Genomic DNA, 11,751 nt, shown 5'->3' with positions numbered 1-11,751 from the left:
TTCACCGGCCCTTGGGGAGGGTGCGCGGCCTCACCCAAGGATGTTCGGGTCAGGCTCTTACATACTTCTGACTGATGCCCGCCACTCTAGCGCTGGCATCGGCCGCATCAGCGCAGCTGCTGGAACAACCCGGATGACCGTATTCTCATAAAAATCGGCCTCCAGCCCTACTACCATCAGCGCGAGCAGCTTCTCTTTTGATAGTAAAAAGAGGGCCTACCGAATCCGTCGCACTGCCTGACTTCCCCGCTTTCAACGCCCGGTCATTTGCGACGGCACCACCCATTGGTCGAACTGCTCGCCGGTGACGAAGCCCGAGGCGATCGCCGCCTCGCGCAAGCTGGTGCCCTCCTTGTGCGCCTTCTTGGCGATGGCCGCCGCCTTGTCGTAGCCGATGTGCGTGTTCAGCGCGGTCACCAGCATCAGCGAACGGCTGACCAACTCGGCAATGCGGTCTCGGTTGGGCTCGATGCCGGCCGCGCAACGGTCGTTGAAGCTCACGATGCCGTCCGCCAGCAGCCGCACGCTCTGCAGGAAGTTGTGCGCGATCAGGGGGCGGAACACGTTCAGCTCGAAGTTGCCGGACATGCCGCCGATGTTGATGGCCACATCGTTGCCCATCACCTGCGCGGCCAGCATGGTCACGGCCTCGCTCTGCGTCGGGTTCACCTTGCCCGGCATGATGGAGGAGCCCGGCTCGTTTTCCGGAATGCTGATCTCGCCAATGCCGCTGCGCGGGCCGCTGGCCAGCCAGCGTACGTCGTTCGCGATCTTGTTCATGCTGGCGGCCACCGTCTTCAGCGCGCCGTGGGCGCTGACAAAGGCGTCGGCCGCCGCCATCACTTCGAACTTGCTGGGCGCGGTGACGAAGGGCAGCCCGGTAAGCCGCGCCAGCTCGGCCGCCACGCCTTCGGCGTAGCCCTTGGGCGCGTTCAGCCCGGTGCCCACAGCCGTGCCGCCGAGCGCCAGTTCGCACAGGTGCGGGACGCTGGCGCGCACGTGCTTTTCGCCCTGGTCCAGTTGGGCCACCCAGCCGGAGATTTCCTGCCCCAGCGTCAGCGGCGTCGCATCCTGCAGATGGGTGCGGCCAATCTTGACGATGTCCATGAAGTCGGCCGACTTCTTGGCCAGCGTGGCGCGCAGCTTGTCCATGGCCGGCAGCAACTTGTGCGTGATCGCCTCCACCGCCGCCACGTGCATGGCCGTGGGGTACACGTCGTTGCTGGACTGGCTCTTGTTGACGTCGTCGTTGGGGTGCACCAGCCGCGCTTCACCGCGCTCGCCGCCCATCAACTCGCTGGCGCGGTTGGCCAGCACCTCGTTCACGTTCATGTTGGTCTGCGTGCCCGACCCGGTCTGCCACACCACCAGCGGAAATTCGTCGGGGTGCTTGCCCACCAGCACCTCGTCGGCCGCGGCCACGATGGCGTCGGTCTTCTTGGCATCCTGCAGACCCAGCTGCTGGTTCACCACCGCCGACGCCCGTTTGACCAGCGCCAGCGCACGGATGATTTCCTTGGGCTGGCGCTCGCCCGAGATGTCGAAGTTCTGCAGCGAGCGCTGCGTCTGCGCCCCCCACAGCCGGTCGGCCGGCACGTCGATGGGGCCGAAGGTGTCTTTTTCCTGGCGGATGGCGCTCATGACTTGTCTCCGCGCCCCAGCTGGCGCCAGCTTTGTTCGTGCAAATCAACGCCGTGGCGCTTGGCCGCGGCTTGAAGGCGGCCCCAGGCCGCGTCGCGCTCGGCGTCGGTCACGCCTTCTACCTGGTCAAACCGGGCGACGGCATTGCGCACGTGGTCGGCATCGTGGATCGGCAGTTTGCGCTCGCGCGGGAAGGCGAAAACGCCCTGCCCCAGCGCGTCGCGGTCGGATGAACTCAGTTCGCTCACGTCAGGCTCCTGAAGTTGCGTGATCGCCGTGTACGGTACACCAGAGCCGCCAGCAGGGTAATTGGCGGCAGCCCCCCGAATGGCTCAACGACCGAGCACCCTGCGCCGCCCAGCGGGGCGATCTTTCCTACGGCCGATAATGCAAGGGTTTGCCCGGACCCACCCGGGCGGCTTTCGATCCAACCCACCACCCGCCATGACCACGATTCGCCAACAGGACCTGATCGACTCGATCGCCGGTGCCCTGCAGTACATCAGCTACTACCACCCCGCCGACTACATCCAGCACCTGGCCCGCGCCTACGAGCGCGAGCAAAGCCCGGCGGCCAAGGACGCGATGGCGCAGATCCTGACGAACTCGAAGATGAGCGCGACCGGCCACCGCCCGATCTGCCAGGACACCGGCATCGTCAACGTGTTCCTGAAAGTCGGCATGGACGTGAAGTGGGAAGGCTTCACCGGCGGCCTGGAAGACGCCATCAACGAAGGCGTGCGCCAAGGCTACAACCACCCCGACAACACGCTGCGCGCCAGCGTGGTGGCTGACCCGCAGTTCGCGCGCAAGAACACCAAGGACAACGCGCCTGCCGTGATCAACGTGCAGATCGTGCCGGGCAACACGGTGGATATCACCGTCGCAGCCAAGGGCGGCGGCAGCGAGAACAAGTCCAAGATGATCATGATGAACCCCAGCGACAGCATCGTCGACTGGGTGCTCAAGACCGTACCCACCATGGGCGCCGGCTGGTGCCCGCCGGGCATGCTGGGCATCGGCATTGGCGGCACGGCCGAGAAGGCGGTCCTGCTGGCCAAGGAAAGCCTGATGGAAGACCTGGACATGTACGAGTTGCAGGCCAAGGCCGCGCGCGGCGAGAAGCTCGATCAGGTCGAAGAAATGCGCCTGGAGCTGTACGAGAAGGTCAACGCCCTGGGCATTGGCGCCCAAGGCCTGGGCGGACTGGCCACGGTGCTGGACGTGAAGATCAAGATGTACCCCACGCATGCGGCCAGCAAGCCCGTGGCGATGATCCCCAACTGCGCCGCTACGCGCCACGCCCACTTCGTGCTCGATGGCTCCGGCCCCGTGTACCTGGAGGCACCGAGCCTGGACCTGTGGCCCAAGGTCGACTGGGCGCCCGACACCGAAAAGAGCAAGCGTGTCGACCTGAACAAGCTGACCAAGGAAGAGGTCGCCAGCTGGAAGCCCGGCCAGACGCTGCTGCTGAACGGCAAGATGCTCACCGGCCGCGACGCCGCGCACAAGCGCATTCAGGACATGCTGGCCAAGGGCGAAAAGCTGCCCGTGGACTTCACCAACCGCGTGATCTATTACGTGGGCCCGGTCGACCCCGTCGGTGACGAGGCCGTCGGTCCCGCCGGCCCCACCACCGCCACGCGCATGGACAAGTTCACCGACATGATGCTGGAGCAGACTGGCCTGATCGCCATGATCGGCAAGGCCGAGCGTGGCCCGGTCGCCATCGAATCCATCAAGAACCACAAGTCGGCCTACCTGATGGCCGTGGGCGGCGCCGCCTATTTGGTCAGCAAGGCCATCAAGCACGCCAAGGTCGTGGGCTTTGAAGACCTGGGCATGGAAGCCATCTACGAATTCGACGTGGTCGACATGCCCGTCACCGTGGCTGTGGACGCCGGCGGCACCAGCGCCCACATCACCGGCCCTGCGATCTGGAAGGAAAGGATTGCGACGGGTGAGTTCAAGGGCATTGCAGTGGCAGGTGTGTAACGTACTGCACTTTTTGAACTTTGAACGCCAAAACCGCCTTCGGGCGGTTTTTTGCTGTTTCCCCAGCCTTTTGGCAGCGTCACAGCGCATCCAGCGGGCTCAAGATCCCCCGCCCACCCTTGTTCAGCACATGGGTGTAAATCATGGTCGTGCTGACATCCGCGTGGCCCAGCAGCTCTTGCACGGTGCGGATGTCGTAGCCCGCTTGCAGCAAGTGCGTGGCGAACGAGTGGCGAAACACATGCGGCGACACCGGCTTGTTCACCTCGGCCCGCCGCGCCGCCTCGCGCACCGCGCGCTGCACCGATTCGGGGTAGACGTGGTGGCGCCGCTCCATCGGCTGCCCCGTGCGCGCGTCCGGGCGCGGGTCCATCGCCCGCACCGGCGACGGAAACACGTACTGCCAGGCCCAGCTGCGGTCCGCCCCGGGGTACTTCACCGCCAGCGCGTGCGGCAGGTACACGCGCCCCAGGCCCGCGTCCAAGTCCTTGTCATGCAAGGCCCGCGCCTTGTGCAGCTGCGCTTGCAGCGGCGCGATCAGGTTTTCCGGCAGCACCGTCACCCGGTCCTTGTTGCCCTTGCCCTCGCGCACCACGATCTCGCGCCGCGCAAACTCCACGTCCTTCACCCGCAAACGAAGCGCTTCCAACAGCCGCATCCCCGTGCCGTACAACAACTGCGCCACCAGCGCGGGCGTGCCGTTCATGTGCAGCAGCACATCGCGCACCTCCGACGGGGTCAGCACCACCGGCAGCCGCTGCGGCCGCTTGGCCTGCACCACCTCGTCCAGCCACGGCAGCTCCACCCCCAGCACCTGCTTGTATAGGTACAGCAAGGCCGACTTGGCCTGGTTCTGCGTCGACGCCGCCACCTGCCGGTCTACCGCCAGATGGCTTAAAAACGCCTCCACCTCCGATGGCCCCATGTCCTGCGGGTGCCGCTTGTCGTGGAAAAGAATGAAACGCCGCACCCAGTCAACGTACGCCACTTCCGTGCGAAGGCTGTAGTGACGGGTGCGCAGGTGAACGCGCAAGCGCTCCAGCAACTTGGGCGGGCGTGGGGCGAGTTGCGCGCCCACGGCGGACGGCACGGGCAAATCCATCCGCAAAATTTTAGGTTTGTCTATTTGGACGCCGCTCAGGTTTTACCCTGACGGCCCGATGGAACGCGTTGCTTTATCGGACGGCTCGCTTTAAGATTTCCGTCGTCTATTTCTAGTTAGGCCCGCTGATATTCCACCCGTTTAAGCCCATGCCAATTCCATCGCCATTCACCTTCGCAAGCGTTTTTCCGCTGGGTGTTGGGCGTTGCGCAGGGCTTCGCCTGCGGGCGTTGTGCGGGTTTGCAGTCTTTTGGGCCTCTGGCCCTGGTGCAGCTTGCGCGGGCAGCTTCTCTTTTGGTAGCGTCTGGCCTGCCCTGGCGCGCTTGTTCCAACCCATCGGGTCTAACCCGTCGGTCAAGCCGATCCGCCTTCGGCGGCCGGCTTACCTTGTGCGTTAGGCGTCATGGAACTGCGTCGCATCGAATCAACTGAGCTGGGAGCCGTGTACGAACTGCTGGCCGCCAATGGTTGGCAGCACCGCATCGCAAGCTATGAGCAATTCACAGAACTTGTCGCGGCCTCACAGATCGCCAACGTTGCAAAGATAGAGGGTTGTGTTGTCGGGTTTGTGCGCGGCATCACGGATGGCCTATCAAATGGCTACCTCTCCATGGTCGTAGTCGCGCCCGACTATCGAGGCAGAGGCATAGGACGGCAGCTCGTTGAGCACGCGATCAGTACAGATCAAAGGGTTACCTGGGTTCTGCGTGCTGGCCGCGAAGGAGCATCTGAGTTCTTCTCAAAGCTTGGGTTTGAGTTTTCGTCCATCGCCATGGAACGTAGGCGCCGCTAACATGGCGCCTAACCCTTCCATGGAGCGGACTCCCTCCGGCATGCTCCGCATGCCTGCGGTCGCCGCTCATTTCGAACGTTAAGCGTCATGAATGGAGAGCCCCATCAAGTGTTGCAAGAGAACAAACTCCTCGTCAGTGCGTTCGTCGATGCGATTAATGCGCAGGACTGGTCGCGCGTCCTGGCTTTGGTTGCGAGCGACTTCGCCCGCCACAGCACAGCTGCGGGCGAACCCGGCGTCCGATCAGCCGAAGATCTTGTGGCGTTCCTGAAAGCAGAGTTCGCCACGTTCCCCGATGCCACTGAAACACTGCTGGACCTCGTCGCAGAAGGAAACAAGGTCGCTGCGCGGCATCAATTTCACGGTACACAGCTGGGACCGATGGGCCTGTTCCCACCAAGTGGTAAGGTGCTCAACGCAAGCTACATTGCGATCTACCGAATCGAGAACCAGCGCATTGCAGAGGCATGGGCCGAATGGGACAACCTCGCCGGGCTCAAACAGCTTGGTTATGCAAATGAAGCCTAACTTGGCGTTCCAGCCGACCGGCTACGCCGGCGGCTGAATTTGGTCGTTAGTCCCATCACCCGCTCTATGCGCGCAGCCACTTATTTCAGCGCTCGGCCCTGTTCCAAAGGCTTTCTAGCCTTTTTGGCCTCCAGCGCTTGTGCAGCAAGCGCCACCAGCTATCATTCTTGCAGCGCTGCGCCGCTTCCGTGGCCCAGCGCTTTTTCGTGGGCTGCGCCCTTGTCCAAGTCCGGGCGCTCCCTTTTGGCCTTCGGGTCTAACCCGGCGTTCAAGCCGACCCGCCTACGGCGGGCGGCTTATCTGGGCTGTTAGCCTTTACCGTATGCGTTTCGAGCTAGAGGTTCACCACCGCAACGTACCCGGCGACGAACTGCTCGCAGAGCTTCGTCGTGTCGCCGCCTTGCTTTCCCCCGAGACGGTGACCATTGAGCGCTTTAACGAACATGCGAAGTTTCACAACACTACGCTGTCTAGGCGCTTTGGCTCTTGGTTCAAGGCTCTCGATGCTGCTGGCCTCCCGAGAACTCGGAATCTCAATCTCACGACCGAGCAGTTGTTTGAGAATCTTGTCACCGTTTGGCTCAAACTCGGCCGCCAGCCCAAGTACCAAGACCTCACGAAAGAGCATTCACTTTTCTCGGCGGGCACTTACGAGAACCGCTTTGGGTCGTGGCGTAAGGCCCTCGAGGCCTTTGTGTCATGGGCCAACGAAGGAGCACAGCCAACGGAACGCCCGAGCTCTGCTCAGTCATCAGCTCAACCTCGCGGCCCTCGAAACATCAATTGGCGTTTGCGTGCCCTCGTGCTTATGCGAGATGGTGCTCGTTGCCAGCTGTGCGGCGCTGAGGCGCGGGATGGCGCAAAGCTCCATGTAGATCACATCATCCCTTGGAGCAAAGGCGGTGCAACCATCCTCTCGAATCTCAGAGTTCTCTGCCACGTTTGCAACATCGGGAAGAGCGATGTCGACACCATCCCAGAGGGCTAACCAATAATTCCAGCGGACCGCCTTCGGCGGCCGCTGAATTCAAACGTTAGCCAGTCAACAGGAGAGAATGTGTTCCGTATCCTTCTCATTGCTCTGCTCGCCTTTGGCGTTTGGAAGGGCTATGAAAAATACCAATCTCAACGCCCAGCACAGCAATTTCAAGAAATTGATATTTCAAGTGGTTCTTCCAGGAGAAACCGAAGCATTGATCTAACACCAAAATTTCAGTGCGATGGACGAACCCATTGCTCTCAAATGACTTCTTGTGAAGAAGCCACCTTCTTTCTTAAAAATTGCCCGGGCACAAAAATGGACGGGAACAATGATGGTGTCCCGTGCGAGCAGCAGTGGTGCAAATAAATCAAGCCATTGGGGCTAACAATTCGTCGCAGCCGACCGCCTACGGCGGCGGCTGAACTCAGGGCGTTAGCCGCGTTGATAAGGATGCCCCGCATGCCGAGATGGATCTTTGCCCTCATCCAGTTCCTGCCGCTGTCGCTGTTCGCGGCGTATGCGTTCTGGAACGGCGCGCCTGAGGAAGCGCGATGGCAACGCGCGTTCCAGCTGGCTTCGATCGCAGCGCTTATCCAACTCGCGGTTGTGCTGCCTCAGCCGCGACCGGCCAGTCGCCTCGTTCTCGCAGCCAATCTGTACCTCCTGCTGGGTGGCCTTGCCTTCTTCGCGCACCAATGGTGGTTCCTGCAGCTTTATGACGCACTGCGTGAATCGGCCATCTTCATCATCATGCTGGCCGTCGGCATCACTACCACTGTCGGGTCTCGGGCAGGATTTGTAGCGTCCTGCACCGCGCCGCGGGCGCCTGTGGTCCGAGCCTCGCTCTGGCTCTTAGCCGCTACGGCAGTCGCCTTGGTCGTATCCGTGCGGTACCGCGGCGACAGGTATCTTGCGGCGGTGTATCCCATCATCGGGTTGGCCGTGCTCCAGCGCATCCTGGTGTCCAGGCTCGCGCGGCAGTACGGGGCGGCGGCTAACAATTCGTCCAAGCCGACGCCGCTTCGCGGCACGGCTTAACTCAGGTGTTAGAACCGTTTTGGCGTCATCTGGGAAGCCTCATGGAAGCAAAGCAAGACTCGTGAGATTGGCAAGGCAATCGTCATTGCGACTAAGCCCGACGAATTAGACGCGCTTCGTGCTTGGGCTCAAGCCATGCTTGATATCAGGTCAAGCGGCATGCCGGCGATTTCAAAAGCAAAGGCTGCGATTGTCGCGTCCACTGATCGAAAGGTCCTCACGCCTATCCTTCAGGTTGCTTGGCAAGAGCTAAAACGTGTTGGCTGGAAAGAGCGCGGGCTCCCCGCACGAATGGCGATGGGGGCTGCGGTAACAGCACTTACCCTTTCAGGTCAAGGAGCAGGCATCGCAGCGCTAGGTGGCGCTATTGGTGTGCCTCTGTTTGTTGTCTTTGGGGCTGGCGGCGCTCTTGCTGGTGTAATCATTGATGAGGTGCGCAAAAAATGAGGCGTGGTCGCAGTTCTAATTTCAGTTATACAGAGGAGATTACGCATGTCTGACGCAGAATGGAGCATTGCCAATGCTGCTGTTAAAGGCGTTATCTCGGTTGTTTTCCTGTATATCGTATTTGCGGTCTGTCGCTGGATATGGCGAACACCTATCCGAGGCGCACGCGCTGCACAACAGCATGCACCAACAGCGCTTGAAAGCACCGCCAAAATTGCGGGTAAAGCCACAAAGGAAGCATCCACTCTTGCACGCAAACTCAAAAAATCTTTCGATGAGGGTCGAAAGTAATGGTTTGGGAAAATCTGTCTAACATTTCGTCGCAGCCGACCGCCTACGGCGGCGGCTGAACTCAGGCGTTAGGCCCCCTGATATTCCGCCCGTTTAAGTCCATGCCAATTCCATCGCCATTCAGCTCCGCAAGCGGCCTGCCGCTGGGTGTTTGGCCGCCGGCCGGGCTTCGCCTGCGGGTGTTGCGTGGGTTCGGGATGTTTTCGGCCTCTGGCGGCACTCCCACCAGCGCGGGTAGCTTCTCTTTTGGTAGCGTTTGGCTTGTTCTTGCGCGCTTGTTCCAACCCATCGGGTCTAACCCGTCGGTCAAGCCGATCCGCCTACGGCGGCCGGCTTACCTAGTCCGTTAGGCGTCGCAATGACTAAGCGCGACTATTTCGCGGAGATTCAAGAACTACGCATCCGCAACCCTGAGCGCAAAGGCTCGTTCGATGCAATGCTCTATCGACTTGAGCCACTGCAGAAAGTGACAAATGATCTATTGAAGAAGCGCAAGTTGTCTTCTAACGATCTCGAACTTCTTCGCTATGTTCCGGTAGGAGCCATTGCCTGCATTGAGGGATACTACAAAGGCCTCGTCCGAGACCTCATTGACTTTGGATCTCCGTATAGAGAAAACATCGTCAACCTCCGAGAGATAAAGCCAACTCTGGAAGGTTTGGTTGGCCTGCATGGTGGCAAAGCGACGCTAGGAGAGTTCGTCTCTCACTTTGTTGGTATCAGCAACGTCGAAGACATAGAAAGATACATGTCGGCCATCTTAGGAACGGAGTTCCTAAAGGACCTCAAGACACAAACAGGTTTGGCAGAAAAAGTCTTCTCAGGCGTCTCACGCGCCTTTGAACTTCGTCATATCGTCGTGCACGAGCTGGCTCCAAAAGCAAGAGCGACTGCACAGCAGGCAAGCGAGTACGTCATGTGGGCGTTCTTCCTACTCATGGCAACTGAGCGCTATCTGCAAGGCGTTCTGGAGCATGAGGAAAGCGGCGCCTAACCCTTCCATTGAGAGGACCAGTCCCGGTGAGCCGGGCCTAGCCTCTCATGTCAAACGTTAGGAGGCGCTGTGACCATTCAAGCAGACGAGCTACTTGTGCTGAAGGCCTTCTATATGGGGCACGCTATATCGACAAGGAAAGCAAGTATTCCCGTCGCACTCGGTATGGCGGACAAGGCAATTGAAAAATTCGAAGCAGCCGAAGATGACCAAGAGAAAATCCGCCTCTTGTTTTATCTTCTCTTGAAAGCAGAGATTCTTAGAGGAACCCCCCAGGCCATAGAAATCCGAGCACGAGCGCAAGAAATATCACGCCAGATTGATGAGCACATCTTCGAACGCTATATGGCTATTGAGGACAGCACGCAATCCAGAAAAAAGATTTACGGAATACAGGTCGGCGTAATAGCTGATGAAGGAGTCAAGCCAACTGTAAATGATACCGTAAGCGATGGTTTCAACGTCTGGACAGTTCGTTACGACGCAGCGTGCAGGGCGCTCGGTATCGACGAGCGGAAACTGACAAAAAAAGAAGATCACTTCTTGAGAAAAGTAACACTCAAGGAGATGCTCGAAAAACATGGGGTCAAATATGCCGTTCCCTAACAAGACGCTCCAGTGGACGGTCTTGCCTCCGCTTTGCTGCGGCAAGTCCGCCGCTGAGCTTGGCCGTTAGACGGTTAGGCTAGCAGTTTCGCAACTGGTGGCTATTCTGTTTCGAAGCGATAAACACTCTGGAGGCAACATGAGTTCGACAGCACTTTTCATCGTTCACCAGACAAAGCCCGGGAAGCGAGACGAGGTGAGAGCCATCTGGATGCGCCACATGGGGCCCGCGATTCAGGAGAATCCCGGCCATCTGGCCTACTTCTACAACTTCGACAATGACAATCCGGACTCAATCTGCGCCTTTCAGGTATATGAGTCTGCGCAGGCCGCTCAAGATTTCCTCAAGCATCCCAACTATCAAGCATATCTGTCAGAGAGTCGGTTGCTGCTGGAGCACGACCCAAAGGTTATGTCGCTGTCCCCTCAGTGGACGAAGTCAGTCTAACTTTGCGCTGCAACGGACAATTGACCCCGGTCGCCGTCTTGCTGCCGCAAGACGCCGCCCGCGTCAATTGCCGCTGAGCTCGGACTTTAGGCCCGCCGATATTCCACTCGTTTAAGCCCATGCAGTTTCAAGCGCCATTCACCTTCGCAAGCGGTGTTCCGCTGGGTGTTTGGCGCTGCGCTGGGCTTCGCCTGCGGGCGTTGCGTGGGTTTGAGGTGTTTTCAGCCTCTGGCCCTACTGCCACCAGCGCGGGCAGCTTCTCTTTTGGTAGCGTTTGGCCGGTCCTGGCGCGCCTCTTCCAACCCATCGGGTCTAACCCGTCGGTCAAGCCGATCCGCCTACGGCGGCCGGCTTACCTTGTTCGTTAGCAGGCCGTTGAAATACCGCCGATGACCTTGCCTGCGGGCCTTGGAGATCGGTTCTTTGTGGTTATGTGGCCCGAGAATTGGTCCGCGCTCCGTCGGACAGTCCCAAACCCGGTCTTTCAGGAGCCCCAGCAGGGTGACTTCGGTGCATTCGTCGCTTCTCAGGCGCATTGCGGACCGTCACGCGCTTGCCGGGACCTGCCACGTCGGCCAGCATCTGTGCAGCCACGTCGCGCTCGGCCGTGCCGCCCGAAGTGCTGGCTTGCACGTTGACCACCAGGCCGTGGCGGTTGTCCGTCAGTACGTGGCCCAGGTAGCTGGGCAGCGCAGGTGCTGCGTTGCTCTTGCGGTACAGCCGCGACTGGGGGTCACTCTTGGATTCGTGCGTGGCGTTGCTGCGCGGCTCGCCACGCCAGTCCTCTGGCGGACGGCCATCGTGCGAGCCGCTCTTGCGCCGCATGCTCTTGTGGCTGGCCCAGGCTTGGATTAGCGTGCCGTCCACGCTGAAGTGTTCGCCCGAC

18 protein-coding genes and 1 pseudogene are annotated in these 11,751 nt (G+C 60.3%); 15 read left to right on the top strand and 4 right to left on the bottom strand.

The genetic code is table 11. The features are described 5' to 3' along the window. Nucleotides 1-252 precede the first annotated feature (252 nt). Both fumC and FVQ98_RS18245 read right to left on the bottom strand, forming a co-directional pair. Nucleotides 253-1,641 carry a class II fumarate hydratase gene (gene fumC / locus FVQ98_RS18250; RefSeq protein WP_147914886.1) on the bottom strand — a complete coding sequence of 463 codons (1,389 nt, stop codon included), beginning with the start codon at nt 1,639-1,641 and terminating at the stop codon, nt 253-255. After that, nucleotides 1,638-1,889 carry a DUF6582 domain-containing protein gene (locus FVQ98_RS18245; RefSeq protein ID WP_147914885.1) on the bottom strand — a complete coding sequence of 84 codons (252 nt, stop codon included), beginning with the start codon at nt 1,887-1,889 and terminating at the stop codon, nt 1,638-1,640. The genes fumC and FVQ98_RS18245 overlap by 4 nt, the downstream gene beginning before the upstream one ends. A gap of 196 nt (nt 1,890-2,085) precedes the next feature. On the opposite strand from FVQ98_RS18245, the gene FVQ98_RS18240 reads away from it, so the two are divergent. Then, on the top strand, nt 2,086-3,636 hold the full coding sequence (locus tag FVQ98_RS18240; RefSeq protein WP_147914884.1) for a fumarate hydratase: 1,551 nt from the start codon (nt 2,086-2,088) through the stop codon (nt 3,634-3,636). 79 nt (nt 3,637-3,715) lie between these two features. Here FVQ98_RS18240 and FVQ98_RS18235 read toward each other — a convergent pair whose 3' ends face one another. Further along, nucleotides 3,716-4,738 (bottom strand): integron integrase, encoded by a 1,023-nt coding sequence (locus FVQ98_RS18235; protein ID WP_147914883.1) that lies wholly within the window; start codon nt 4,736-4,738, stop codon nt 3,716-3,718. A 149-nt stretch (nt 4,739-4,887) separates the two neighbouring features. Between FVQ98_RS18235 and FVQ98_RS20360 the strand changes: the two genes are divergently transcribed. The 14 genes from FVQ98_RS20360 to FVQ98_RS20350 all read left to right on the top strand — a co-directional run bounded on the left by FVQ98_RS20360 (nt 4,888) and on the right by FVQ98_RS20350 (nt 11,233). Beyond that, on the top strand, nt 4,888-5,136 hold the full coding sequence (locus tag FVQ98_RS20360; RefSeq protein WP_370512987.1) for a DUF1010 domain-containing protein: 249 nt from the start codon (nt 4,888-4,890) through the stop codon (nt 5,134-5,136). Nucleotides 5,137-5,141: 5 nt separating this feature from the next. Further along, nucleotides 5,142-5,531, top strand: coding sequence for a GNAT family N-acetyltransferase (locus FVQ98_RS18230; RefSeq protein WP_147914882.1), 390 nt, complete (start codon nt 5,142-5,144; stop codon nt 5,529-5,531). Nucleotides 5,532-5,618: 87 nt separating this feature from the next. After that, nucleotides 5,619-6,059, top strand: a complete 441-nt coding sequence (locus FVQ98_RS18225; protein WP_103244642.1) for an ester cyclase — start codon at nt 5,619-5,621, stop codon at nt 6,057-6,059. Nucleotides 6,060-6,125: 66 nt separating this feature from the next. Next, nucleotides 6,126-6,371, top strand: a complete 246-nt coding sequence (locus FVQ98_RS18220; protein ID WP_147914881.1) for a DUF1010 domain-containing protein — start codon at nt 6,126-6,128, stop codon at nt 6,369-6,371. 10 nt (nt 6,372-6,381) lie between these two features. Next, nucleotides 6,382-7,047, top strand: a complete 666-nt coding sequence (locus FVQ98_RS18215; RefSeq protein WP_147914880.1) for a homing endonuclease associated repeat-containing protein — start codon at nt 6,382-6,384, stop codon at nt 7,045-7,047. A gap of 69 nt (nt 7,048-7,116) precedes the next feature. Then, nucleotides 7,117-7,407: an excalibur calcium-binding domain-containing protein gene (locus FVQ98_RS18210; RefSeq protein ID WP_123675839.1), complete on the top strand. Its 291-nt coding sequence runs from the start codon at nt 7,117-7,119 to the stop codon at nt 7,405-7,407. A gap of 93 nt (nt 7,408-7,500) precedes the next feature. Continuing rightward, a complete protein-coding gene (locus FVQ98_RS18205; RefSeq protein ID WP_147914879.1) occupies nt 7,501-8,079 on the top strand; it encodes a hypothetical protein in 579 nt (192 codons plus the stop codon). Between the two features lie 135 nt (nt 8,080-8,214). Next, entirely contained in the window at nt 8,215-8,526 is a 312-nt protein-coding gene (locus tag FVQ98_RS18200) for a hypothetical protein (protein WP_147914878.1), read from the top strand. Nucleotides 8,527-8,571: 45 nt separating this feature from the next. Next, entirely contained in the window at nt 8,572-8,817 is a 246-nt protein-coding gene (locus FVQ98_RS18195; RefSeq protein ID WP_147914877.1) for a hypothetical protein, read from the top strand. Between the two features lie 101 nt (nt 8,818-8,918). Then, nucleotides 8,919-9,167 carry a DUF1010 domain-containing protein gene (locus FVQ98_RS20355; protein ID WP_370512985.1) on the top strand — a complete coding sequence of 83 codons (249 nt, stop codon included), beginning with the start codon at nt 8,919-8,921 and terminating at the stop codon, nt 9,165-9,167. Between the two features lie 8 nt (nt 9,168-9,175). After that, a complete protein-coding gene (locus tag FVQ98_RS18190) occupies nt 9,176-9,811 on the top strand; it encodes a hypothetical protein (RefSeq protein ID WP_147914876.1) in 636 nt (211 codons plus the stop codon). 69 nt (nt 9,812-9,880) lie between these two features. Then, the gene (locus FVQ98_RS18185) at nt 9,881-10,417 is read left to right on the top strand and encodes a hypothetical protein (protein WP_147914875.1); all 537 of its coding nucleotides are present in this window, start codon (nt 9,881-9,883) and stop codon (nt 10,415-10,417) included. 139 nt (nt 10,418-10,556) lie between these two features. Beyond that, entirely contained in the window at nt 10,557-10,865 is a 309-nt protein-coding gene (locus tag FVQ98_RS18180) for a putative quinol monooxygenase (protein ID WP_147914874.1), read from the top strand. Between the two features lie 119 nt (nt 10,866-10,984). After that, a complete protein-coding gene (locus FVQ98_RS20350; RefSeq protein WP_370512984.1) occupies nt 10,985-11,233 on the top strand; it encodes a DUF1010 domain-containing protein in 249 nt (82 codons plus the stop codon). A gap of 196 nt (nt 11,234-11,429) precedes the next feature. Here the strand turns inward: FVQ98_RS20350 and FVQ98_RS18175 are convergent. Beyond that, nucleotides 11,430-11,751, bottom strand: a pseudogene (locus tag FVQ98_RS18175) (IS5/IS1182 family transposase); the annotation flags it as partial.

The organism is Ottowia flava (assembly GCF_008017535.1).
Lineage (GTDB): Bacteria > Pseudomonadota > Gammaproteobacteria > Burkholderiales > Burkholderiaceae_C > Ottowia > Ottowia flava.
Note: the sequence above shows the minus strand (reverse complement) of the source record. Positions and strands in the feature narration are given on the sequence as shown.

Excerpts from the sequence above, each read along its gene's own strand:
- FVQ98_RS18225 (WP_103244642.1), top strand. The coding sequence starts at position 5,619 with ATGAATGGAGAGCCCCATCAAGTGTTGCAAGAGAACAAACTCCTCGTC.
- FVQ98_RS18205 (WP_147914879.1), top strand. The coding sequence starts at position 7,501 with ATGCCGAGATGGATCTTTGCCCTCATCCAGTTCCTGCCGCTGTCGCTG.
- fumC (WP_147914886.1), bottom strand. The coding sequence starts at position 1,641 with ATGAGCGCCATCCGCCAGGAAAAAGACACCTTCGGCCCCATCGACGTG.
- FVQ98_RS18235 (WP_147914883.1), bottom strand. The coding sequence starts at position 4,738 with ATGGATTTGCCCGTGCCGTCCGCCGTGGGCGCGCAACTCGCCCCACGC.
- FVQ98_RS20355 (WP_370512985.1), top strand. The coding sequence starts at position 8,919 with ATGCCAATTCCATCGCCATTCAGCTCCGCAAGCGGCCTGCCGCTGGGT.
- FVQ98_RS18195 (WP_147914877.1), top strand. The coding sequence starts at position 8,572 with ATGTCTGACGCAGAATGGAGCATTGCCAATGCTGCTGTTAAAGGCGTT.
- FVQ98_RS18180 (WP_147914874.1), top strand. The coding sequence starts at position 10,557 with ATGAGTTCGACAGCACTTTTCATCGTTCACCAGACAAAGCCCGGGAAG.
- FVQ98_RS20360 (WP_370512987.1), top strand. The coding sequence starts at position 4,888 with ATGCCAATTCCATCGCCATTCACCTTCGCAAGCGTTTTTCCGCTGGGT.
- FVQ98_RS20350 (WP_370512984.1), top strand. The coding sequence starts at position 10,985 with ATGCAGTTTCAAGCGCCATTCACCTTCGCAAGCGGTGTTCCGCTGGGT.
- FVQ98_RS18215 (WP_147914880.1), top strand. The coding sequence starts at position 6,382 with ATGCGTTTCGAGCTAGAGGTTCACCACCGCAACGTACCCGGCGACGAA.
- FVQ98_RS18190 (WP_147914876.1), top strand. The coding sequence starts at position 9,176 with ATGACTAAGCGCGACTATTTCGCGGAGATTCAAGAACTACGCATCCGC.
- FVQ98_RS18230 (WP_147914882.1), top strand. The coding sequence starts at position 5,142 with ATGGAACTGCGTCGCATCGAATCAACTGAGCTGGGAGCCGTGTACGAA.
- FVQ98_RS18240 (WP_147914884.1), top strand. The coding sequence starts at position 2,086 with ATGACCACGATTCGCCAACAGGACCTGATCGACTCGATCGCCGGTGCC.
- FVQ98_RS18220 (WP_147914881.1), top strand. The coding sequence starts at position 6,126 with ATGCGCGCAGCCACTTATTTCAGCGCTCGGCCCTGTTCCAAAGGCTTT.
- FVQ98_RS18200 (WP_147914878.1), top strand. The coding sequence starts at position 8,215 with ATGCTTGATATCAGGTCAAGCGGCATGCCGGCGATTTCAAAAGCAAAG.